20 protein-coding genes and 2 tRNA genes are annotated in these 20,101 nt (G+C 53.8%); 7 read left to right on the top strand and 15 right to left on the bottom strand.

Going from position 1 to position 20,101, the window contains the following annotated elements; translation table 11 throughout:
* Nucleotides 1-22 precede the first annotated feature (22 nt).
* From nusA to ACOTXT_RS05765, 3 genes are all read right to left on the bottom strand, one after another.
* Nucleotides 23-1,525, bottom strand: a complete 1,503-nt coding sequence (gene nusA, locus ACOTXT_RS05775) for a transcription termination factor NusA (RefSeq protein WP_003861798.1) — start codon at nt 1,523-1,525, stop codon at nt 23-25.
* Nucleotides 1,526-1,553: 28 nt separating this feature from the next.
* On the bottom strand, nt 1,554-2,006 hold the full coding sequence (rimP, locus tag ACOTXT_RS05770; protein WP_014833432.1) for a ribosome maturation factor RimP: 453 nt from the start codon (nt 2,004-2,006) through the stop codon (nt 1,554-1,556).
* A gap of 207 nt (nt 2,007-2,213) precedes the next feature.
* Nucleotides 2,214-2,290: transfer RNA gene (locus tag ACOTXT_RS05765), tRNA-Met, on the bottom strand.
* A gap of 287 nt (nt 2,291-2,577) precedes the next feature.
* Between ACOTXT_RS05765 and argG the strand changes: the two genes are divergently transcribed.
* Nucleotides 2,578-3,924, top strand: a complete 1,347-nt coding sequence (gene argG / locus ACOTXT_RS05760; protein WP_023294661.1) for an argininosuccinate synthase — start codon at nt 2,578-2,580, stop codon at nt 3,922-3,924.
* Between the two features lie 179 nt (nt 3,925-4,103).
* On the opposite strand, the gene ACOTXT_RS05755 is transcribed toward argG, so the two are convergent.
* The 6 genes from ACOTXT_RS05755 to rlmE all read right to left on the bottom strand — a co-directional run bounded on the left by ACOTXT_RS05755 (nt 4,104) and on the right by rlmE (nt 9,696).
* Nucleotides 4,104-4,190 (bottom strand) — tRNA-Leu (locus tag ACOTXT_RS05755).
* A gap of 9 nt (nt 4,191-4,199) precedes the next feature.
* A complete protein-coding gene (gene secG, locus ACOTXT_RS05750) occupies nt 4,200-4,532 on the bottom strand; it encodes a preprotein translocase subunit SecG (RefSeq protein WP_021242256.1) in 333 nt (110 codons plus the stop codon).
* 223 nt (nt 4,533-4,755) lie between these two features.
* Nucleotides 4,756-6,093 (bottom strand): phosphoglucosamine mutase, encoded by a 1,338-nt coding sequence (gene glmM, locus ACOTXT_RS05745; RefSeq protein ID WP_008501469.1) that lies wholly within the window; start codon nt 6,091-6,093, stop codon nt 4,756-4,758.
* Complete coding sequence (gene folP / locus ACOTXT_RS05740; protein ID WP_008501468.1) at nt 6,086-6,934, bottom strand: dihydropteroate synthase; 849 nt, start codon at nt 6,932-6,934, stop codon at nt 6,086-6,088. The genes glmM and folP overlap by 8 nt, the downstream gene beginning before the upstream one ends.
* A gap of 98 nt (nt 6,935-7,032) precedes the next feature.
* A complete protein-coding gene (gene ftsH / locus ACOTXT_RS05735) occupies nt 7,033-8,967 on the bottom strand; it encodes an ATP-dependent zinc metalloprotease FtsH (RefSeq protein WP_013098921.1) in 1,935 nt (644 codons plus the stop codon).
* Between the two features lie 102 nt (nt 8,968-9,069).
* Nucleotides 9,070-9,696, bottom strand: coding sequence for a 23S rRNA (uridine(2552)-2'-O)-methyltransferase RlmE (gene rlmE / locus ACOTXT_RS05730; RefSeq protein WP_003861812.1), 627 nt, complete (start codon nt 9,694-9,696; stop codon nt 9,070-9,072).
* 127 nt (nt 9,697-9,823) lie between these two features.
* Here rlmE and yhbY point away from each other — a divergent pair, with 127 nt between their 5' ends.
* Nucleotides 9,824-10,117, top strand: a complete 294-nt coding sequence (gene yhbY / locus ACOTXT_RS05725) for a ribosome assembly RNA-binding protein YhbY (protein ID WP_003861814.1) — start codon at nt 9,824-9,826, stop codon at nt 10,115-10,117.
* Nucleotides 10,118-10,268: 151 nt separating this feature from the next.
* On the opposite strand, the gene greA is transcribed toward yhbY, so the two are convergent.
* Nucleotides 10,269-10,745, bottom strand: coding sequence for a transcription elongation factor GreA (greA, locus tag ACOTXT_RS05720; RefSeq protein WP_003861815.1), 477 nt, complete (start codon nt 10,743-10,745; stop codon nt 10,269-10,271).
* Between the two features lie 228 nt (nt 10,746-10,973).
* Here greA and dacB point away from each other — a divergent pair, with 228 nt between their 5' ends.
* From dacB to pmrB, 3 genes are read left to right on the top strand one after another with little or no spacing between them, the layout of a single operon-like run.
* The gene (gene dacB / locus ACOTXT_RS05715) at nt 10,974-12,407 is read left to right on the top strand and encodes a serine-type D-Ala-D-Ala carboxypeptidase (protein WP_021242259.1); all 1,434 of its coding nucleotides are present in this window, start codon (nt 10,974-10,976) and stop codon (nt 12,405-12,407) included.
* A gap of 2 nt (nt 12,408-12,409) precedes the next feature.
* Nucleotides 12,410-13,072 carry a two-component system response regulator PmrA gene (gene pmrA, locus ACOTXT_RS05710; RefSeq protein WP_008501465.1) on the top strand — a complete coding sequence of 221 codons (663 nt, stop codon included), beginning with the start codon at nt 12,410-12,412 and terminating at the stop codon, nt 13,070-13,072.
* A complete protein-coding gene (gene pmrB / locus ACOTXT_RS05705; protein ID WP_023326166.1) occupies nt 13,069-14,112 on the top strand; it encodes a two-component system sensor histidine kinase PmrB in 1,044 nt (347 codons plus the stop codon). The genes pmrA and pmrB overlap by 4 nt, the downstream gene beginning before the upstream one ends.
* 34 nt (nt 14,113-14,146) lie before the next feature.
* On the opposite strand, the gene cgtA is transcribed toward pmrB, so the two are convergent.
* The 4 genes from cgtA to rplU all read right to left on the bottom strand — a co-directional run bounded on the left by cgtA (nt 14,147) and on the right by rplU (nt 16,988).
* Nucleotides 14,147-15,322, bottom strand: a complete 1,176-nt coding sequence (gene cgtA / locus ACOTXT_RS05700; protein ID WP_021242261.1) for an Obg family GTPase CgtA — start codon at nt 15,320-15,322, stop codon at nt 14,147-14,149.
* A gap of 15 nt (nt 15,323-15,337) precedes the next feature.
* Nucleotides 15,338-16,303, bottom strand: coding sequence for a DMT family transporter (locus ACOTXT_RS05695; RefSeq protein ID WP_014833443.1), 966 nt, complete (start codon nt 16,301-16,303; stop codon nt 15,338-15,340).
* Between the two features lie 96 nt (nt 16,304-16,399).
* Nucleotides 16,400-16,657, bottom strand: coding sequence for a 50S ribosomal protein L27 (rpmA, locus tag ACOTXT_RS05690; RefSeq protein ID WP_004385076.1), 258 nt, complete (start codon nt 16,655-16,657; stop codon nt 16,400-16,402).
* A 19-nt stretch (nt 16,658-16,676) separates the two neighbouring features.
* Nucleotides 16,677-16,988, bottom strand: a complete 312-nt coding sequence (gene rplU, locus ACOTXT_RS05685; protein ID WP_003025032.1) for a 50S ribosomal protein L21 — start codon at nt 16,986-16,988, stop codon at nt 16,677-16,679.
* Nucleotides 16,989-17,245: 257 nt separating this feature from the next.
* On the opposite strand from rplU, the gene ispB reads away from it, so the two are divergent.
* Complete coding sequence (gene ispB / locus ACOTXT_RS05680) at nt 17,246-18,217, top strand: octaprenyl diphosphate synthase (RefSeq protein WP_008501461.1); 972 nt, start codon at nt 17,246-17,248, stop codon at nt 18,215-18,217.
* Nucleotides 18,218-18,446: 229 nt separating this feature from the next.
* Nucleotides 18,447-18,734 (top strand): DNA-binding transcriptional regulator SfsB, encoded by a 288-nt coding sequence (gene sfsB / locus ACOTXT_RS05675; protein ID WP_008501460.1) that lies wholly within the window; start codon nt 18,447-18,449, stop codon nt 18,732-18,734.
* A 60-nt stretch (nt 18,735-18,794) separates the two neighbouring features.
* Here the strand turns inward: sfsB and murA are convergent, their stop codons facing one another.
* Entirely contained in the window at nt 18,795-20,054 is a 1,260-nt protein-coding gene (gene murA, locus ACOTXT_RS05670) for a UDP-N-acetylglucosamine 1-carboxyvinyltransferase (protein WP_008501459.1), read from the bottom strand.
* Between the last annotated feature and the right edge of the window lie 47 nt (nt 20,055-20,101).

The raw sequence follows: 20,101 nt of genomic DNA, 5'->3' as shown, positions 1-20,101 counted from the left end.
TGTTCCTTCCTGCTACAGTTTATTACGCTTCGTCGCCGAACCAGCAAATATTACGTGCGGCCATGATGAGCTCGCCGGCTTTCTCGTCGGTTAAACCTTCGATATCAGCCAGGTCATCAACGCCTTGCTCAGCGAGATCTTCCAGCGTACAAACACCACGGGCAGCCAGCTTGAACGCAATCGCACGATCAAGACCTTCCAGATTCAGCAGGTCATCAGCCGGCTTCTTATCGCCAAGGCTTTCTTCCTGAGCCAGTGCCAGGGTGGTCAGTGCGTTTTTAGCGCGTTCACGCAGGGCTTCAACGGTTGGTTCATCCAGACCGTCAATTTCCAGCAGCTCTTTCATTGGCACATAGGCCAGTTCTTCCAGCGTAGAGAAACCTTCTTCAACCAGAACAGTGGCGAAATCTTCGTCAATATCCAGGTATTTGGTGAAGGTATCGATCGCCGCATGGGCTTCAGCCTGATGCTTAGCCTGCAGGTCATCAACGGTCATGACGTTGAGTTCCCAGCCGCTCAGCTGTGACGCCAGGCGTACGTTCTGACCGTTACGGCCGATTGCCTGCGCCAGGTTGCCCGCTTCAACAGCGATATCCATGGTGTGTTTGTCTTCGTCAACAACGATAGACGCCACATCAGCCGGAGCCATTGCGTTGATCACGAACTGCGCCGGGTTGTCATCCCACAGAACGATATCAATACGTTCGCCGCCCAGCTCAGTAGAAACTGCCTGGACACGCGCACCGCGCATACCGACGCAAGCACCGACCGGGTCGATACGCTTGTCGTTGGTTTTCACCGCAATTTTCGCACGGGAGCCCGGATCGCGAGCCGCCGCTTTAATTTCGATAACTTCTTCACCGATTTCCGGTACTTCGATACGGAACAGTTCTACCAGCATTTCTGGTTTAGAACGGGTCACGAACAGCTGCGCACCGCGAGCTTCTGGACGCACAGCGTACAGAACACCACGAATACGGTCGCCCGGACGGAAGTTTTCACGCGGCAGCATATCTTCACGCAGGATCACGGCTTCAGCGTTACCCGGCAACCCTTCGGATTTGATCTCCAGGGAGATGTTGTCGCGGTTCACTTTCTTCACCACGCCAGTGATGATTTCGCCTTCCTGATCGCGGAACTGATCGACAACCAGCGCGCGCTCGGCTTCGCGCACTTTCTGCACGATAACCTGTTTAGCGGTCTGGGTAGTGATACGGTCGAAGGTCACAGACTCAATCTGATCTTCAACGTAGTCACCCACGTTCAGACTTTCGTCTTCAAAACGGGCGGCTTCCAGCGTGATCTCTTTAGTCGGCTGGGTCACTTCTTCAACGATTACCCAACGACGGAATGTATCGAAGTCACCGCTTTTACGATCGATTTCTACGCGAACATCGATCTCTTGTTCGTATTTTTTCTTGGTTGCTGTAGCCAGTGCACTTTCCAGCGCTTCAAAAATCTTCTCACGCGGCAGTGATTTCTCGTTGGAGACGGCTTCAACAACAGCCAAAATTTCTTTGTTCATCGCGGGCTTTTCACCTCAATCCAGACTGTTAAAAGTGGGGAACCAGGTTCGCCTTCTGGATATTACTCAGCGCGAACACTTCATCTTTGCCTTCGACTGTCACCGTGATCATTTCACCATCAACGGCTTTGATAATTCCCTGCCATTTACGGCGGTTCTGTACGGCCATACGCAGAACGAGAGCCACTTCTTCACCGGTAAAGCGCACATAGTGCTCGGCCGTGAACATCGGGCGATCGAGGCCAGGTGAGGAAACTTCCAGGTTGTACGCAACGGTAATTGGGTCTTCAACATCAAGAACCGCACTCACCTGGTGGCTGACATCAGCGCAATCATCAACATTGATGCCATCTTCACTATCAATATAGATGCGCAGCGTCGATGTACGGCCGCGAACGAATTCGATGCCGACCAGTTCGTAGCCCAGTGCTTCGACCGGTGCAGTAATCATCTCTGTTAATTTTTGCTCTAATGTGGACAAGCCCACCCCCAAGACATAAAAAAAGGGCGTAAAGCCCAGTTATTCTGTAGTCAGATAACAAAAAACCCCGATAAATCGGGGCTTTAGATAACTGAACCCTATAGCCACAACTGTGGCCTGGAGCACTCTCCGAAAGAATTTTTTCAAATCCAGCTACGAAGGCTCTAAGTCTTCACAGTATATTTGAAAAAGAACTTTATGGGAAAGTGGTTGCGGGGGCCGGATTTGAACCGACGACCTTCGGGTTATGAGCCCGACGAGCTACCAGGCTGCTCCACCCCGCGCCTGAAACGTGGCAAATTCTACGCGTTTTGGACAGAATTTGCAAATAATGCTGGGATTTGGTACCGAAGACGGGACGTAAAATCGGCGTTTAGTATATTGATAGTTGACCCCACCTGTCAAGGCGACTTCCGCCAGATCGATCAGACCAAAATTTTTACAAAAAACGCACGAGTCTCTTCCGGTCTTCGCCAAAAGATGATTAAATGAATACTCACTTATTTTGCATAAAAATGCACAAGAGAGCGAAAGCGGTCTCTAATCAGTCAATCAAGCAGGGTTTTATTCTATGACGACGATTCTCAAGCATCTTCCGGTAGGACAACGTATTGGCATCGCTTTCTCAGGTGGCCTGGATACCAGCGCTGCACTGCTGTGGATGCGCCAGAAGGGAGCGGTTCCGTATGCTTATACTGCGAACCTGGGTCAGCCGGATGAGGACGACTATGATGCCATTCCTCGTCGCGCGAAAGAGTATGGTGCAGAGAACGCGCGCCTGATTGACTGCCGTAAGCAACTGGTCGCGGAAGGTATCGCGGCGATTCAGTGTGGTGCATTCCATAACACCACCGGCGGCCTGACCTATTTCAACACCACCCCGCTGGGCCGTGCGGTCACCGGTACCATGCTGGTTGCCGCCATGAAAGAAGACGGCGTCAACATCTGGGGTGATGGCAGCACCTATAAAGGAAACGATATTGAACGTTTCTATCGTTATGGCCTGCTGACCAACGCCGAATTGCAGATCTACAAACCGTGGCTGGATACCGACTTCATCGACGAGCTGGGTGGTCGTCATGAGATGTCCGAGTTTATGATCGCCTGCGGTTTTGACTATAAGATGTCCGTCGAGAAAGCCTACTCCACTGACTCCAACATGCTGGGTGCGACGCACGAAGCAAAAGACCTGGAATTCCTGAACTCCAGCGTGAAGATCGTTAACCCAATCATGGGCGTGAAGTTCTGGGATGAGAACGTGAAGATCCCGGCAGAAGAAGTGACCGTGCGTTTCGAACGTGGTCATCCGGTTGCGCTGAACGGCAAAACCTTCTCTGATGACGTTGAGCTGATGCTGGAAGCTAACCGTATTGGTGGTCGTCACGGCCTGGGCATGAGCGATCAGATTGAAAATCGTATCATCGAAGCGAAAAGCCGTGGCATCTATGAAGCTCCGGGAATGGCGCTGCTGCATATTGCTTACGAGCGTCTGCTGACTGGTATTCACAACGAAGACACCATTGAGCAGTATCACTCTCATGGCCGTCAGCTGGGCAAACTGCTGTATCAGGGCCGCTGGTTCGATCCGCAGGCGCTGATGCTGCGTGATGCGCTGCAGCGTTGGGTGGCGAGTGCAATTACCGGTGAAGTGACCCTGGAACTGCGTCGCGGTAACGACTACTCCATCCTGAACACCGTGTCTGATAACCTGACCTATAAAGCAGAGCGTCTGACCATGGAGAAAGGTGAGTCAGTGTTTTCACCGGACGATCGTATTGGCCAGCTGACCATGCGTAACCTGGACATCACCGATACCCGTGAGAAGCTGTTCAACTATGTTGAGAATGGCCTGCTCTCTGCGAATTCAGGTAACGGCCTGCCGCAGGTTGAAAACCTGGAACACAGCGATAAGAAGTAATCGATAATGAAACATGCAAAAGGCGCCCAATGGGCGCCTTTTTGTTCGGCTTTTGTAGGGCGGGTAAGCGCAGCGCCACCCGCCATTTTGCCCGGTGGCGCTGCGCTTACCGGGCCTACGAACGGCAAAAGCTACAGACGAAAAAAAAGACGTCTTTCGACGTCTTTCTTCTGGAATATTGGTACCGAGGATGGGACTCGAACCCACAAGCCCGTTAGGGCACTACCACCTCAAGGTAGCGTGTCTACCAATTCCACCACCTCGGTACGGAATACTTACTGCGGGATATCGCTGGTTGGCTTAGCCGGTGCAGCTGGCTGAGTCTGCTCAGTTTTTGCTGGCGCGCTCAGGTTTTCCCACTCGCTTCCTTTGCTGGTCTTGTTGCTGTTGATATTGCCAAGCACCAGACTGATGATGAAGAACAGCGTCGCCAGAATCGCCGTCGTGCGGGTCATGAAGTTCGCAGAACCACTTGAACCGAACAGCGTACCGGAAGCACCTGCTCCGAAGGAGGCTCCCATATCAGCGCCTTTACCTTGCTGCAGCATAATCAGCGCTACGAGAGCGATGGCTACAATAAGGAAAACAACTAAAAGAGCTTCGTACATAATCAACCTGTTCCTTGCGGATTTGCCGCATACCAATGCTTCGACCAATTAGCAGGATTTCTGTTTCCCACTGAAGCGGGTGTGAATACTAACCAAAGCGAATCACCTTCGCAAGGGCATTTTCGACGCATTGTATCAACTGCGGAAAAAAACAGCAAAAAGCCATTAATTGCTTAAAACAAAGGCGGCAAACGCCGCCTTTTTAAACATTTAGCGTGCAAGATTATGCAGCTTTAACAGCATCCGCAATACGGTGCGCAAATTCGGTTACCTGCGCTTCGTCTTCGCCTTCCACCATCACGCGGATCAGCGGTTCAGTACCAGACTTACGCAGCAGCACGCGTCCACGGCTGCCCAGGGCCGCTTCAACGTCAGCCATTACCGCTTTCACGTTCTCATTTTCCAGCGGATCGCCTTTGCCGGCAGTGAAACGTACGTTTACCAGGATCTGTGGGAACATTTTCATGCCGCTGCACAGATCGTGCAGGCTCATATGGTTTCGCGCCATGGCGGCAACCACCTGCAACGCGGCCACAATACCGTCACCGGTGGTGGTTTTGTCGAGCAGGATCACGTGACCTGAATTCTCAGCGCCGATACGCCAGCCTTTCTCCTGCAATTTTTCCAACACATAGCGGTCACCCACTTTCGCGCGAACGAACGGAATACCGAGCTGTTTCAGCGCCAGTTCCAGGCCCATGTTACTCATCAGCGTCCCGACCGCACCGCCGCGCAGCTGGCCCTGACGCAGACCTTCACGCGCAATAATGTAGAGGATCTGGTCGCCGTCGACCTTGTTACCTTCGTGATCAACCATGATCACGCGGTCACCGTCGCCGTCCAGCGCAATGCCCAGATCGGCTTTTTCTGCCAGCACGCGCGCCTGCAGGGCACGAACGTCAGTTGCCCCCACCTGCTCGTTAATGTTCAGACCATCCGGCTCGCAGCCAATGGTGATTACTTTCGCACCCAGCTCGCGGAAGACATTCGGGGCGATGTGATAGGTCGCGCCATTAGCACAGTCCACCACAATTTTGAGGTGGGCCAGGCTCAGCTCATTCGGGAAAGTGCCTTTACAGAATTCGATATAGCGACCCGCCGCATCAACGATACGGTTCGCTTTACCCAGCTCGGCGGAATCAACACAGGTGATCTCTTTTTCCATTTCAGCTTCAATGGCTTCTTCCACCTCATCCGGCAGCTTGGTGCCATCAATAGAGAAGAACTTAATGCCGTTGTCGTAGAACGGGTTGTGAGAGGCCGAGATGACAATCCCCGCTTCCGCACGGAAGGTGCGCGTCAGATACGCGACCGCAGGCGTTGGCATTGGGCCTGTAAAAGAGGCGGACAGTCCAGCCGCCGCCAGCCCCGCTTCCAGCGCGGACTCCAGCATATAGCCGGAAATACGGGTGTCTTTACCGATGATAATTTTACGTGAGCCATGACGCGCCAGAACCTTGCCGGCAGCCCAGCCGAGCTTCAGGACGAAATCAGGGGTGATGGGAGCATCGCCTACGCGCCCACGGATACCGTCGGTACCAAAATATTTACGATTACTCATAGCGTTTGTTTTCCTTCGCTGCCAGTGTGGCTTCCACCACACGCATGGCTTCTACTGTTTCTTTGACGTCATGGACACGAATGATGTGCGCACCCTGCATCGCCGCAATCACCGCGCAGGCCAGGCTGCCGCTCAGGCGTTCGCTCGGGCCTACATTCAGCAACTGGCCAATCATCGATTTCCTCGACATCCCCACCAGCAGCGGCAGGCCAAAGTGATGAAATTCCGATAAGCGCGCAAGCAGCGCATAGTTGTGTGAGAGATTTTTACCGAAACCGAACCCCGGGTCGAGCAGCAATTTCTCTTTTGGGATACCGGCACGTTCACAACGTTCGATATGCTCAATAAAGAAGCGATTTACGTCGGCAAAGACATCGTCATACTTCGGCGCGTCCTGCATGGTTTTCGGTTGCCCCTGCATATGCATCAGGCAAACCGGCAGCCCGGTTTCCGCAGCCGCCTCAATCGCCCCCGGCTCAGTAAGTGAACGAATATCATTGATAATGTGAGCGCCCACTTTCGCCACTTCTCGGATCACTTCCGGTTTGGAGGTATCTACAGAGATCCACACTTCAAACCGCTGCGCGATTGCTTCAACGACCGGCACCACGCGCGCCAGCTCTTCTTCCACAGACACGTCCGCCGCACCGGGACGCGTCGATTCGCCGCCAACGTCAATAATGGTGGCACCTGCATTAATCATTAAATTCGCATGCTTAACCGCCTCGATAAGCGTGTTATGCGTGCCGCCGTCAGAGAAGGAGTCAGGGGTAACATTCAGGATCCCCATCACATGGGGATGTGAAAGATCGAGATGCGAGTCCTGAGCGAATAATTTCATGGCGAAATCCCTGATATCTAAATGGTTAAACAGAAATGAAAAACCCCGGAGCAAGCTCCAGGGTTTGAGGTACAAACAAACGCTTCAACAGCAGTGACTTACTTATCGCCCAACTGTTCTGACATGGTGTTGCCCGGGTTTGGCGTACGCGGTTCATCAACCGGACGCGGCGCACGCGGGGTGCCATTGTTGTCAGAGTTATTGGAAGCGCCTGGGTCTTCCCAGCCTGCTGGCGGACGCACTTCGCGGCGCGCCATCAGGTCGTCAATCTGCGGTGCATCGATGGTCTCATATTTCATGAGCGCATCTTTCATGGAATGCAGAATGTCCATGTTGTCATTCAGGATCTGACGCGCGCGACCGTAGTTACGTTCAATCAGCGCTTTCACTTCCTGGTCGATGATACGAGCCGTTTCATCGGACATATGTTTCGCTTTCGCGACAGAGCGGCCCAGGAACACCTCACCCTCTTCCTCTGCATACAGCAGCGGACCGAGTTTGTCGGAGAAGCCCCACTGAGTCACCATGTTACGTGCCAGGTTTGTCGCCACTTTAATGTCGTTCGACGCACCGGTAGAAACATGTTCCGGACCGTAGATGATCTCTTCTGCCAGACGACCGCCGTACAGGGTTGAGATCTGGCTTTCCAGCTTCTGACGGCTGGCGCTGATCGCGTCGCCTTCAGGCAGGAAGAAGGTCACACCCAGCGCACGACCGCGCGGAATAATCGTCACTTTATGCACCGGATCGTGTTCCGGCACCAGGCGACCGATAATCGCGTGACCCGCTTCGTGGTAAGCCGTGGACTCTTTCTGCGCTTCCGTCATCACCATGGAGCGACGTTCCGCACCCATCATGATCTTGTCTTTCGCTTTCTCGAACTCCACCATCGACACGACGCGCTTGTTACCGCGAGCGGCAAACAGTGCAGCTTCGTTGACCAGGTTAGCGAGATCCGCACCGGAGAAGCCCGGAGTACCGCGCGCAATGATTGCCGCGTCGATATCTGGCGCCAGCGGTACGCGACGCATGTGGACTTTCAGAATCTGTTCACGACCGCGAACATCCGGCAGACCGACAACAACCTGACGGTCGAAACGGCCTGGACGCAGCAGCGCCGGGTCAAGTACGTCCGGACGGTTAGTTGCCGCGATAACGATGATACCTTCGTTACCTTCGAAGCCGTCCATCTCAACCAGCATCTGGTTCAGCGTCTGTTCACGTTCATCGTGACCACCGCCCAGGCCTGCGCCACGCTGGCGGCCTACGGCGTCGATTTCATCGATGAAGATAATGCACGGTGCTGCCTTCTTGGCCTGCTCGAACATGTCACGCACACGAGATGCACCAACACCCACGAACATTTCGACGAAGTCTGAACCTGAAATAGTAAAGAACGGCACCTTCGCTTCACCCGCGATGGCTTTCGCCAGCAGGGTTTTACCGGTACCCGGAGGGCCAACCATCAGCACGCCTTTCGGGATCTTACCGCCCAGTTTCTGGAAACGGCTCGGCTCGCGCAGGTATTCAACCAGTTCACCCACCTCTTCTTTCGCTTCGTCACACCCGGCAACGTCCGCAAAAGTGGTCTTGATCTGATCTTCCGTCAACATACGCGCCTTGCTCTTACCGAACGACATGGCGCCTTTGCCACCGCCGCCCTGCATCTGGCGCATAAAGAAGATCCAGACGCCGATAAGCAGCAGCATCGGGAACCAGGAAATGAAGATTGAAGCCAACAGGCTTGGTTCTTCTGGCGGCTCGCCTACCACTTTGACGTTTTTGGTCAGAAGGTTATCAAGCAGCTTAGGATCGTTCACCGGGATGTAAGTCGTGTAACGGTTACTATCTTTCTTGGTAACGTTGATCTCACGTCCGTTGATACGCGCTTCGCGAACCTGGTCCTGATTGACCTCCTGCAGGAAGGTAGAATAATCCACCTTGCGGCCATTCGACTCGCTGGGCCCAAAGCTCTGGAATACTGACATCAGCACAACGGCAATGACCAGCCAGAGTATTAGGTTTTTCGCCATGTCACTCAAGGGATTAACCTCATATTACAACTGTGTTAAAAACAGCGTCAGGATACTCTATATCCAGTTTCATTCAAACTTTCGTCTGAAATCTCCCGGTTATCATTTTCGCCCGGTCGCTACAATATACACTTCACGGGAACGGGCCCGGGAAGAGTCCGGCTTACGAACTTTGACCTTCGCAAACAGGGAGCGAATTTCCTTAAGATACTCCTCGAAACCTTCGCCCTGAAACACCTTCACAACAAAACTACCACCAGGCGCTAGTACATCACGACACATTTCTAACGCTAGCTCCACCAGATACATGGCGCGGGGGATATCCACCGCCGGTGTTCCGCACATATTTGGTGCCATATCTGACATGACAACCTGGACCTTACTGTCACCTACACGATCAAGTAACGCTTTCAGCACTAATTCATCACGAAAGTCGCCCTGAAGGAAGTCGACACCGACGATGGGATCCATTGGTAAAAGATCGCACGCGATGATTCGGCCCGTTCCGCCGATCTGCGTTACCGCATACTGGGACCATCCGCCAGGTGCCGCACCGAGGTCAACAACCGTCATCCCCGGCTTAAAAAGTTTGTCACTTTGCTGTATTTCATCAAGTTTAAACCAGGCACGGGAACGCAACCCCTTTTTCTGTGCCTGTTGAACATATTTATCGCTAAAGTGTTCCTGAAGCCAGCGGCTGGAGCTGGCAGAACGCTTTTTACCTGTCATTTAACATTTCCGTCCTGGTTCATCGTTACTTGCCTGTGACGTAAATTTCTACGCAGCTATTTGGCGATATTAGGGAGATGGCGGTAGAATGAACCGTTTTCAATCCCAACGTAAGCAAAAATATACGATGAATCTGAGTACTAAACAAAAACAGCACCTTAAAGGTCTGGCACATCCGCTCAAGCCTGTAGTGATGCTTGGCAACAATGGTTTGACCGAAGGGGTGCTTGCCGAGATTGAACAAGCGCTGGAACACCACGAGCTTATCAAGGTGAAAATCGCCTCTGAAGACAGAGACACTAAAAACCTGATCGTGGAAGCCATCGTGCGCGAAACCGGCGCCTGTAATGTACAGGTCATCGGTAAAACGCTGGTGCTCTACCGCCCATCTAAAGAGCGTAAAATCTCGCTGCCACGTTAAGGATATCCTGAATTAAACACATTTTCTGTGTGAAACGAGGGATTTCTGTCAGCAGGCGAGCAAAATGCCATGCTCCTTGAGTTGATAAAAGGCCGCTACGCGGCCTTTTTCTTTTCTTTACAATGTATCAACATCCTAGTAGAGAAGCGAATTACAGGTATTCAACCTTAATAATTTCGTATTCCACTTCACCGCCAGGGGTGCGGATGGTGACAACATCGTCCTGCTCTTTGCCAATCAGGCCGCGAGCAATCGGTGAGTTCACCGAAATCAGGTTCTGTTTGAAGTCAGCTTCATCATCACCCACGATGCGATAGGTCTGCTCTTCGTCATTGTCCAGGTTCAGCACGGTAACGGTAGAACCAAAGATCACACGGCCATTATTCGGCATTTTAGTGATATCGATAACCTGTGCATTGGACAGTTTTGCTTCGATATCTTTAATACGCCCTTCACAGAAGCCCTGCTGCTCACGCGCGGCGTGGTATTCAGCGTTCTCTTTCAGGTCGCCATGCTCACGCGCTTCCGCGATAGCGGCGATGATTTCAGGGCGACGTACGGATTTCAGAAAATCCAGCTCTTCGCGCAGTTTTTCGGCACCACGTAAGGTCATCGGAATAGCTTGCATTTGTTATACCTCTTAAACATTCCTGTTGGGAGCAGTGTTCCCTGCTCCAGCCCACCTGAACAGGCCAGAAGCAAAAAGAAAACCGACCCGGGAGCAACGCCCCAGGTCAGCAGCAATTTTTCAATTTGATACGCATTTTACCGCGAAGTTCACTATGGGTCATCGTTTACTTTGCAGTGCCATGCACCGTAGTATGACGGTTTGTTTTCGGGTTGTTAGCGCGAGATTATGCGATTTTCCAGTTTTATCATCGGATTGACTACCAGTATAACGTTCACCGCCCAGGCCGCGAATGTTGATGAGTACATTAATCAGCTTCCCGCAGGCGCGAACCTTGCCCTGATGGTGCAGAAGGTTGGCGCACAGGCTCCCGAGATTGACTATCACAGTCAACAGATGGCGCTGCCTGCCAGTACCCAAAAGGTGATCACCGCCCTCGCCGCTCTGCTCCAGCTCGGGCCTGACTTCCGTTTTACGACCACCCTTGAAACCAAAGGTAACGTCGAGGGTGGCGAACTGAAAGGCGATCTTATCGCCCGTTTTGGCGGCGATCCGACCTTTAAACGCCAGGATATCCGCAATATGGTTGCGGTGCTAAAAAAAACCGGCGTGCAGAAAATTGATGGCAATGTGCTGATCGACACGTCCATCTTTGCCAGCCACGACAAAGCTCCGGGCTGGCCGTGGAACGACATGACGCAGTGCTTTAGCGCCCCGCCCGCCGCCGCGATTGTTGACCGCAACTGCTTCTCGGTTTCGCTTTACAGTGCGCCAAAGCCGGATGATTTAGCATTTATCCGTATCGCGTCCTACTACCCGGTCACCATGTTTAGCCAGGTTCGCACGCTGGCCAAGGGTTCCCCCGATGCCCAGTATTGCGAACTGGATGTGGTGCCAGGCGACCTTAACCGCTTCACGCTCACCGGCTGCCTGACGCAGCGCGCCGATCCGCTGCCGCTGGCCTTTGCAATACAGGATGGCGCAAGCTATGCAGGCGCCATTCTGAAAGATGAGCTGAAACAAGCGGGAATAACCTATTCCGGTACCCTGCTTCGTCAGACGCAGGTCAACCAGCCCGGCACGGTCATCGCCAGCAAACAGTCTGCGCCGCTGCACGATTTACTGCGAATTATGCTGAAAAAGTCGGACAACATGATTGCCGATACGGTGTTCCGCATGATTGGCCACGCCCGTTTCGGCGTGCCGGGAACCTGGCGCGCGGGCTCAGACGCGGTGCGTCAGATTCTGCGCCAGCAGGCGGGGATCGATCTGGGTAATACCATCGCCGTCGATGGCTCCGGCCTGTCGCGCCATAATTTGATCTCTCCGGCCACGATGATGCAGGTGCTTCAGTACATTGCACAGCATGACACTGAGCTAAACTTTATTTCAATGCTGCCGCTGGCCGGACATGACGGTTCACTGCAGTACCGCGCAGGGCTTCACGCTGCAGGCGTGGATGGCAAAGTCTCCGCGAAAACAGGCTCACTGCAGGGGGTTTACAACCTTGCAGGCTTCATCACTACCGCCAGCGGACAGCGCATGGCATTCGTGCAGTATCTTTCCGGCTATGCCGTCGAACCGACCGATCAGCGCAATCGTCGTATTCCGCTGGTTCGCTTCGAAAGCAGGCTTTATAAGGACATCTACCAGAATAACTAGCGATGAAACTACTTATAGTTGAAGACGATCTGTTATTGCAGGAAGGGCTGGCGCTGGGGCTGGCCAATGAAGGGTATGCTCTCGACTGTGCAGGCACCGCAGCAGAGGCGGATGCCCTGATCCAGAGCGGCGAATACAGTCTGGTGATCCTCGATTTGGGCTTGCCGGATAAAGACGGCGCCACGCTGCTCAGCCAGTGGCGACGTCGCGGCATCAACAATCCCGTCCTGATCCTGACGGCACGTGATGCCATTGAAGATCGTATCACCGGCCTCGATGCAGGCGCAGATGATTATCTGGTGAAGCCTTTCGCGCTCGCGGAGCTGCAGGCACGGGTGCGAGCGTTGATTCGCCGTTATCAGGGCCATAGTGATAACTTACTGACCGACGGCGACATTACGCTGAATTTGCAAACCCAGCAGGTACTGCAACAGGATCAGGCCGTAGAGGTCACGCCAAAAGAGTTCGCCTTGCTTACGCGTCTGATCATGCGCAGCGGGCAAACGGTACACAGAGAAACGCTCCAGCAGGATATCTACTCCTGGCAGGACGATCCCGGGTCAAATACCCTTGAGGTCCACATCCATAATCTGCGGCGTAAGCTCGGCAAAGACAGGATCAAAACCGTTCGCGGCGTCGGCTATCGTCTGGAGAGCCAGAAATGAACAGCATGCGTCGGCGTCTGATGGTACTGCTGGCGGTCATTCTCCTGTTTTTCCAGCTGATAAGCGTCATCTGGCTATGGCATGAAAGCCGTGAACAGATTGGTTTTCTGGTCAACGAAACGCTGTCAGCGAAAGCGCGCAATAATCACGTTGAGAAAGAGATACGCGAAGCGATTGCCTCGCTGCTGGTCCCTTCCCTGGTGATGGTTGGCTTTACCCTGCTCTTCTCCTTCTGGGCGGTCACCTGGATAACCCGGCCGCTGAATAAACTCCGCGCCAGCCTCGCTAACCGTTCAGCCGATAACTTAACCCCGCTTCCCATGTTTTCCGACATGGAAGAAATTGGCGCGGTGACGACCTCACTGAACCAGCTGCTGGCCCGGCTGGATAGCACCATTAAGCAGGAACGTCTCTTCACTGCAGACGCCGCTCACGAGCTGAGAACGCCTCTTGCTGGCATCCGGCTCCATCTGGAGCTGATGTCGCAGTCAGGTGCGCCACAGGCCGCCACGCTGATTAGCCGTATCGATCAGCTCATGCATACCGTCGAACAGCTGCTGATGCTGGCCCGGGCCGGACAGGCCATGGCGAGCGGACACTACGAAACCGTGAACTGGACGGAAAATATCATTGAACCTCTCGGCCTGGGGCATGAAGCCAAAGAGCATACGGTGATTTGGCCCGCTAAAAGCGCGCTCACGGTTCAGGGAGACGCCGTTCTCCTGCGCCTCATGCTGCGCAACCTGCTGGAGAATGCCGGGCGCTACAGCCCGGCAGGGACAACGATTACAGTGACATTAACCGAGGTCGACGGCGGGACGCAGATTAGCGTTATCGATCAGGGTCCTGGAATTGATGAAGCGCACCGACAGTCAATTACCGAGCCATTCCGCCGTCTTGACCAGCGCTACGGAGGCAGTGGGCTGGGCCTGAGCATCGTGCAGCGCATCCTCCAGCTCCACCACGGCAGGCTAACGCTTGAGAATGGCGCTGAAGGTGGCTTAATCGCCAGCTGCTGGCTGCCCGCAACGCTGGAATAAAAAAAGCCCCCATAACGGGGGCTTTGAACAGCGATTAGTGCTTGTAGATGAACTCGACGCCTTCTTCGTCGTCTTCATCCCAGTCATCATCCCAGTCTTCATCGTCTTCTTCCGCTTCCAGCTCTTCGAGCTGCTGGCGGTGGTAGTCATCCCACATGAATTCGACTTTTTCAGGCTGTTTGACTTCTTCCGCCTGAACAATTGGGTTCTCAATGATGAAGGTCATCACATCCCAGCACAGATCTTTCACGCCAACCTGGCTTGCCGCAGAGATCAGGTAGTATTTATCTTCCCAACCCATCGCTTCAGCAATGGCTTTCGCTTTTGCTTCCGCTTCGGCTTTGTCCATCAGGTCGATCTTGTTGAAGACCAGCCAGCGTGGTTTGTTCGCCAGTTTCTCGCTGTATTTCTCCAGCTCGCCAACGATGATGCGGGCGTTTTCAACCGGATCGGAACCGTCGATAGGATCGATATCAATGAGGTGCAGCAGCACGCGGCAGCGCTCAAGGTGTTTCAGGAAGCGAATACCCAGACCCGCCCCTTCCGCGGCGCCTTCAATCAGGCCCGGAATATCGGCGACCACGAAGCTCTTCTCGTTATCCATACGGACAACGCCCAGGCTTGGTACCAGCGTGGTAAACGGATAGTCAGCCACTTTTGGCTTCGCCGCAGAAACCGCGCGAATAAACGTCGATTTACCTGCGTTTGGCATACCCAGCATGCCCACGTCAGCCAGAAGCATCAGTTCCAGCTGCAGGTCGCGCTTATCGCCCGGCGTACCCATCGTTTTCTGACGCGGCGTACGGTTAACGGAAGATTTGAAACGGCTGTTACCCAGACCGTGCCAGCCGCCTTTCGCCACCATCAGGCGCTGACCGTGTTTGGTCATGTCGCCCATGGTTTCACCCGTCCCCTGGTCAATCACACGCGTACCGACCGGAACTTTAATGGTGACGTCTTTACCGCGTTTCCCGGTACAGTCACGGCTCTGGCCGTTCTGGCCACGTTCAGCGCGGAAGGATTTTTCGAAACGGTAGTCGATCAGCGTGTTGAGGTTCTCATCCGCCTCCAGCCACACGTCACCACCATCCCCACCGTCGCCGCCATCAGGACCGCCACGAGGGATATACTTTTCACGGCGGAAGCTCACGCAACCGTTGCCGCCATCACCAGCCACGACCAGGATCGTCGCTTCATCAACAAACTTCATTTTACTCTCCGTAACTCATTCGCCTGAGCGGGGGACTACTACAACCGCTTCATTTTTGCGCCAACGTCCCCAAAGACGATGACCAATGGCGGAATACATCGCGCCCGCAACCACGACAAACGCACCGAGATAACCCAACAGGTTGAGCATCGGTCTGACGAAGACATCGGGCCAGGCCATTGATAACAAATCTGAAAATAACAGCGTAAACAGCGGGGTAAGCGTGATCAACGCGCTCACCTGTGCTGCCTGCCAGCGCGCCATCGCTTCGGCCAGCGCGCCATAACCGACCAGCGTGTTCAGCCCACAAAAAATGAGGCACGCCAGTTGCCAGTCGCTAAGCTGGGTAATCACGCCCGGCTTCGCTAATGGCAGCAATGCTATTGTACACAAAGTGTACAGCAAAAAGAGGATCTGCTGTGAGGCAAGCCGACGCAATAACACCTTTTGCGCGACGCCATAGCTCACCCAGACCGTTGCTGCCCCCACACCGAAAATGACACCCCATGTGTAATCCGTCAGGCGGGTAAAAATCTCGATCAGACTGGTGTTGAAGAACATCACCAGACCGCACAACAGCATGCTCGCCCCGATAATCTGGGTACCGCGCATCTTCTCCTTGAGGATAAAGACGCTGGCGACCATCATGCCCACCGGCGAAAGCTGACCAATCACCTGCGACGCCGTGGGGCTGAGATATTGCAGGGAAGAGCTGAACAGGATGAAGTTACCGAACAGACCGCCCGTCGCGATAGCCAGCAATACCAGCCAGCGCGGTTTACGGAAGAGCCGCAAGGGTGGAAGCTTACCTTTGACGGCCAGAATCGCCCCGAGGCCGATGCTTGCCATCAGAAAGCGATAAAAGACCACCGTAGGCGGCTCCATCACTTCCAGTACCTGCTTCATTGCAATTGGCAGCGCACCCCAGCACATTGCGGTTGTGAGCGCCAAAAGAATTCCTATGCCGGCCTGCTGCTTCATGCCCGTTTTCCCTACAGAAAAAATTACCGGGTTTCCAATGTAAAAAGCCCCGCGACAGGGTGCGGGGCTTTAATCCGTTACCGGACCGAGAAAACCTTACTCAGCAACGATGCTGATGTATTTACGGTTGTTCGGGCCTTTAACTTCAAATTTCACTTTACCGTCTGCTTTAGCAAACAGAGTGTGGTCACGACCGCAACCTACGTTGTTGCCAGCGTGGAATTTGGTACCACGTTGACGAACGATGATGCTACCCGCCAGAACGGATTCGCCACCGAAACGCTTAACGCCCAGGCGTTTAGCTTCTGAATCGCGACCGTTACGTGTGGAGCCGCCAGCCTTTTTATGTGCCATTTAAATCTCTCCTCAGGTCTTAGGCGCTGATGCCAGTAATTTTCACATCAGTGAACCACTGACGGTGGCCCTGCTGCTTACGGTAGTGCTTACGACGACGAAACTTAACGATTTTAACTTTCTCGCCACGACCGTGTGCAACAACTTCAGCTTTGATAACGCCGCCATCAACGAAAGGAACGCCGATTTTGACTTCTTCACCGTTTGCGATCATCAGAACTTCTGCGAACTCAACAGATTCGCCAGTTGCGATGTCCAGCTTTTCCAGGCGAACGGTCTGACCTTCGCTTACTCGGTGTTGTTTACCACCACTTTGGAAAACCGCGTACATATAAACTCCGCTTCCGCGCACGTCCTCGTATGAATCAGAGTGCGCTATAAATATTCACAATAGGGCGCGAATATTACGCAAAACGCGAGCCTTTGACAAGTGCTACCGTCAATACATGAAGAAAAAAAACACAACACGTACGGTAACGTTTATCTGAGCCGTTTTTTCAGTACAATCAGCACTAGTATTGATAAACCGAAACCCTTCGTTACCCCATTGAAGATGGGATCAACAGGATAAAAAGCCCGGCTTTTGCGATGAATTTAGAAAAAATCAACGAGTTAACCGCGCAAGATATGGCGGGTGTGAATGCAGCAATCCTGGAGCAACTCAACTCTGACGTTCAGCTGATCAATCAGTTGGGCTATTACATTGTCAGCGGCGGCGGTAAACGCATTCGTCCGATGATTGCTATTCTGGCTGCCAGAGCCGTTGGCTATCAGGGAAATGCCCACATCACTATCGCCGCGCTCATCGAATTTATCCACACGGCGACGCTTCTGCACGACGATGTGGTGGATGAATCGGATATGCGTCGTGGCAAAGCCACGGCTAACGCCGCGTTCGGGAACGCAGCCAGCGTCCTGGTGGGGGATTTTATCTATACCCGCGCCTTCCAGATGATGACCAGCCTGGGTTCCCTGAAAGTGCTGGAAGTGATGTCCGAAGCCGTTAACGTCATCGCTGAAGGCGAAGTGCTGCAGCTGATGAACGTCAACGACCCGGACATTACTGAAGAAAACTACATGCGCGTCATCTACAGCAAAACCGCGCGCCTGTTTGAAGCGGCGGCCCAGTGTTCCGGCATTTTGGCGGGCTGTACCGAAGCGCAGGAAAAAGGCCTGCAGGACTATGGCCGCTATCTGGGCACAGCCTTCCAGCTGATTGACGATCTGCTGGACTACAGTGCGGACGGCGAGACGCTCGGCAAAAACGTTGGCGATGACCTGAACGAAGGCAAACCGACCCTGCCGCTGCTCCACGCCATGCGTAACGGAACGGCCGACCAGGCGAAGATGATCCGTGAAGCGATTGAGCAGGGAAATGGCCGCCATCTTCTGGAACCTGTACTGGAAACCATGGCAATCTGCGGATCGCTGGAATGGACGCGTCAGCGTGCAGAAGAAGAAGCCGACAAGGCCATCGAGGCCCTTCAGGTCATTCCAGACAGCCCATGGCGCGAGGCACTGATTGGCCTTGCCCACATCGCCGTTCAGCGCGACCGTTAATCTCCCTTTTTCTCCCCGCGATCCTGGCGGGGAGATTCCAGTACACACCAGTAAATTCCGCGTTCATGTAAATTCATCGGTTTAGAGACCGCATGAATAAAGCCATGTCTTATTCTGAATATTCCTTCAAGTAACGCGAACTTTTTAGAACAAGAGTTCGAAATGGGTATAGTAAACCCGTCGTTTCAGAAGAAACGGCGTAGGTGAATCCGAACTTAAGGACGGCGTTATGGATACGAAATTTATCGACTGGCACACGGCTGATATTATTGCCGCACTGCGCAAAAAAGGCACTTCACTGGCAGCAGAGTCCCGCCGCCATGGACTGAGTTCTTCAACTCTGGCAAACGCCCTCACCCGCCCCTGGCCAAAAGGAGAATTAATTATCGCAACGGCGCTGGACACGCATCCGTGGGTGATTTGGCCTTCGCGCTACCACGATCCTGTCACCCATGAATTTATCGACAGATCGCGCATGATTCGCCAGAGAAAAGTAAAAAAAGAATCGCAGGAATAAGGTTTTTTTGACAGGAACAGCAACCCCCCGGTCATTTCTGGCAGGGGGCTGCCGGAACGATTACTCGCCCTTCACACGCTCGATATTGGCACCCAGCGCGCGCAGTTTATCTTCGATACGCTCATAGCCACGATCGATGTGATAAATACGATCCACGATCGTTGTGCCTTCCGCGATACAACCCGCCAACACCAGGCTGGCAGACGCACGCAGATCGGTTGCCATCACCTGAGCACCGGACAGTTTCTCAACGCCGTGGCAAATCACGGTATTACTTTCGATCTCGGCACGTGCCCCCATACGGATCAGCTCCGGTACGTGCATAAAGCGGTTCTCGAAAATGGTTTCCGTGATAAAGCCGGTCCCTTCGGCGACCAAGTTCAACAAGGTGAACTGTGCCTGCATGTCAGTTGGGAACGCCGGATGCGGTGCCGTACGCACATTGACCGCTTTTGGACGCTGTCCATGCATATCAAGGCTGATCCAGTCTTCACCGATTTCGATATCCGCACCCGCATCGCGCAGTTTCGCCAGCACCGCATCCAGGGTATCTGGCTGCGCGTTGCGACAAACAATTTTCCCGCCAGAGATCGCAGCAGCGATCAGGAAGGTACCGGTTTCGATACGGTCCGGCAGTACGCGATAGACACCCCCGCCCAGACGCTCAACGCCTTCGATGGTGATGCGGTCGGTACCCTGACCGGAGATCTTCGCACCCAGCGCCACGAGGAAGTTGGCAGTATCCACAATCTCCGGTTCACGCGCGGCGTTTTCGATGATCGTGGTCCCTTCTGCCAGCGTTGCCGCAGACATAATGGTCACCGTTGCGCCCACGCTCACTTTGTCCATAACAATGTGCGCGCCTTTCAGACGACCATTGACGGACGCTTTAACGTAGCCTTCTTCCAGCTTGATCTCTGCGCCCAGTTTTTCCAGGCCAAAGATGTGCAGGTCAACCGGACGCGCACCGATAGCGCAACCGCCCGGCAGCGAAACCTGGCCCTGACCGAAACGCGCCACCAGCGGGCCAAGCGCCCAGATGGAAGCACGCATGGTTTTCACCAGATCGTAAGGGGCAGAGAAGTTATTCACCTTGCTGGCGTCGATCCAGACGGAACCGTTACGCTCGACTTTCGTGCCCAACTGGGTGAGCAGCTTCATGGTGGTGTCGATATCTTTCAGCTTCGGTACGTTCTGAATCTCTACTGGCTCTTCCGCAAGCAGCGCAGCAAAGAGGATGGGCAGCGCGGCGTTTTTCGCGCCAGAAATTGTGACTTCGCCCTGGAGACGCGTTGGCCCCTGTACACGAAATTTATCCATGGTGTGCTCTCTTATAAATTCAACCGTGCTGCGGGCCTGTCGCCCTC

Origin of the sequence: Enterobacter cloacae complex sp. IR5422 (genome assembly GCF_049238165.1) — a bacterium.
GTDB classification, from domain to species: Bacteria; Pseudomonadota; Gammaproteobacteria; order Enterobacterales; family Enterobacteriaceae; genus Enterobacter; species Enterobacter roggenkampii.
This window is presented reverse-complemented; position numbering and strand designations above follow the sequence as displayed.

Excerpts from the sequence above, each read along its gene's own strand:
- nusA (WP_003861798.1), bottom strand. The coding sequence starts at position 1,525 with ATGAACAAAGAAATTTTGGCTGTTGTTGAAGCCGTCTCCAACGAGAAA.
- argG (WP_023294661.1), top strand. The coding sequence starts at position 2,578 with ATGACGACGATTCTCAAGCATCTTCCGGTAGGACAACGTATTGGCATC.
- secG (WP_021242256.1), bottom strand. The coding sequence starts at position 4,532 with ATGTACGAAGCTCTTTTAGTTGTTTTCCTTATTGTAGCCATCGCTCTC.
- glmM (WP_008501469.1), bottom strand. The coding sequence starts at position 6,093 with ATGAGTAATCGTAAATATTTTGGTACCGACGGTATCCGTGGGCGCGTA.
- folP (WP_008501468.1), bottom strand. The coding sequence starts at position 6,934 with ATGAAATTATTCGCTCAGGACTCGCATCTCGATCTTTCACATCCCCAT.
- ftsH (WP_013098921.1), bottom strand. The coding sequence starts at position 8,967 with ATGGCGAAAAACCTAATACTCTGGCTGGTCATTGCCGTTGTGCTGATG.
- rlmE (WP_003861812.1), bottom strand. The coding sequence starts at position 9,696 with ATGACAGGTAAAAAGCGTTCTGCCAGCTCCAGCCGCTGGCTTCAGGAA.
- yhbY (WP_003861814.1), top strand. The coding sequence starts at position 9,824 with ATGAATCTGAGTACTAAACAAAAACAGCACCTTAAAGGTCTGGCACAT.
- greA (WP_003861815.1), bottom strand. The coding sequence starts at position 10,745 with ATGCAAGCTATTCCGATGACCTTACGTGGTGCCGAAAAACTGCGCGAA.
- dacB (WP_021242259.1), top strand. The coding sequence starts at position 10,974 with ATGCGATTTTCCAGTTTTATCATCGGATTGACTACCAGTATAACGTTC.
- pmrA (WP_008501465.1), top strand. The coding sequence starts at position 12,410 with ATGAAACTACTTATAGTTGAAGACGATCTGTTATTGCAGGAAGGGCTG.
- pmrB (WP_023326166.1), top strand. The coding sequence starts at position 13,069 with ATGAACAGCATGCGTCGGCGTCTGATGGTACTGCTGGCGGTCATTCTC.
- cgtA (WP_021242261.1), bottom strand. The coding sequence starts at position 15,322 with ATGAAGTTTGTTGATGAAGCGACGATCCTGGTCGTGGCTGGTGATGGC.
- ACOTXT_RS05695 (WP_014833443.1), bottom strand. The coding sequence starts at position 16,303 with ATGAAGCAGCAGGCCGGCATAGGAATTCTTTTGGCGCTCACAACCGCA.
- rpmA (WP_004385076.1), bottom strand. The coding sequence starts at position 16,657 with ATGGCACATAAAAAGGCTGGCGGCTCCACACGTAACGGTCGCGATTCA.
- rplU (WP_003025032.1), bottom strand. The coding sequence starts at position 16,988 with ATGTACGCGGTTTTCCAAAGTGGTGGTAAACAACACCGAGTAAGCGAA.
- ispB (WP_008501461.1), top strand. The coding sequence starts at position 17,246 with ATGAATTTAGAAAAAATCAACGAGTTAACCGCGCAAGATATGGCGGGT.
- sfsB (WP_008501460.1), top strand. The coding sequence starts at position 18,447 with ATGGATACGAAATTTATCGACTGGCACACGGCTGATATTATTGCCGCA.
- murA (WP_008501459.1), bottom strand. The coding sequence starts at position 20,054 with ATGGATAAATTTCGTGTACAGGGGCCAACGCGTCTCCAGGGCGAAGTC.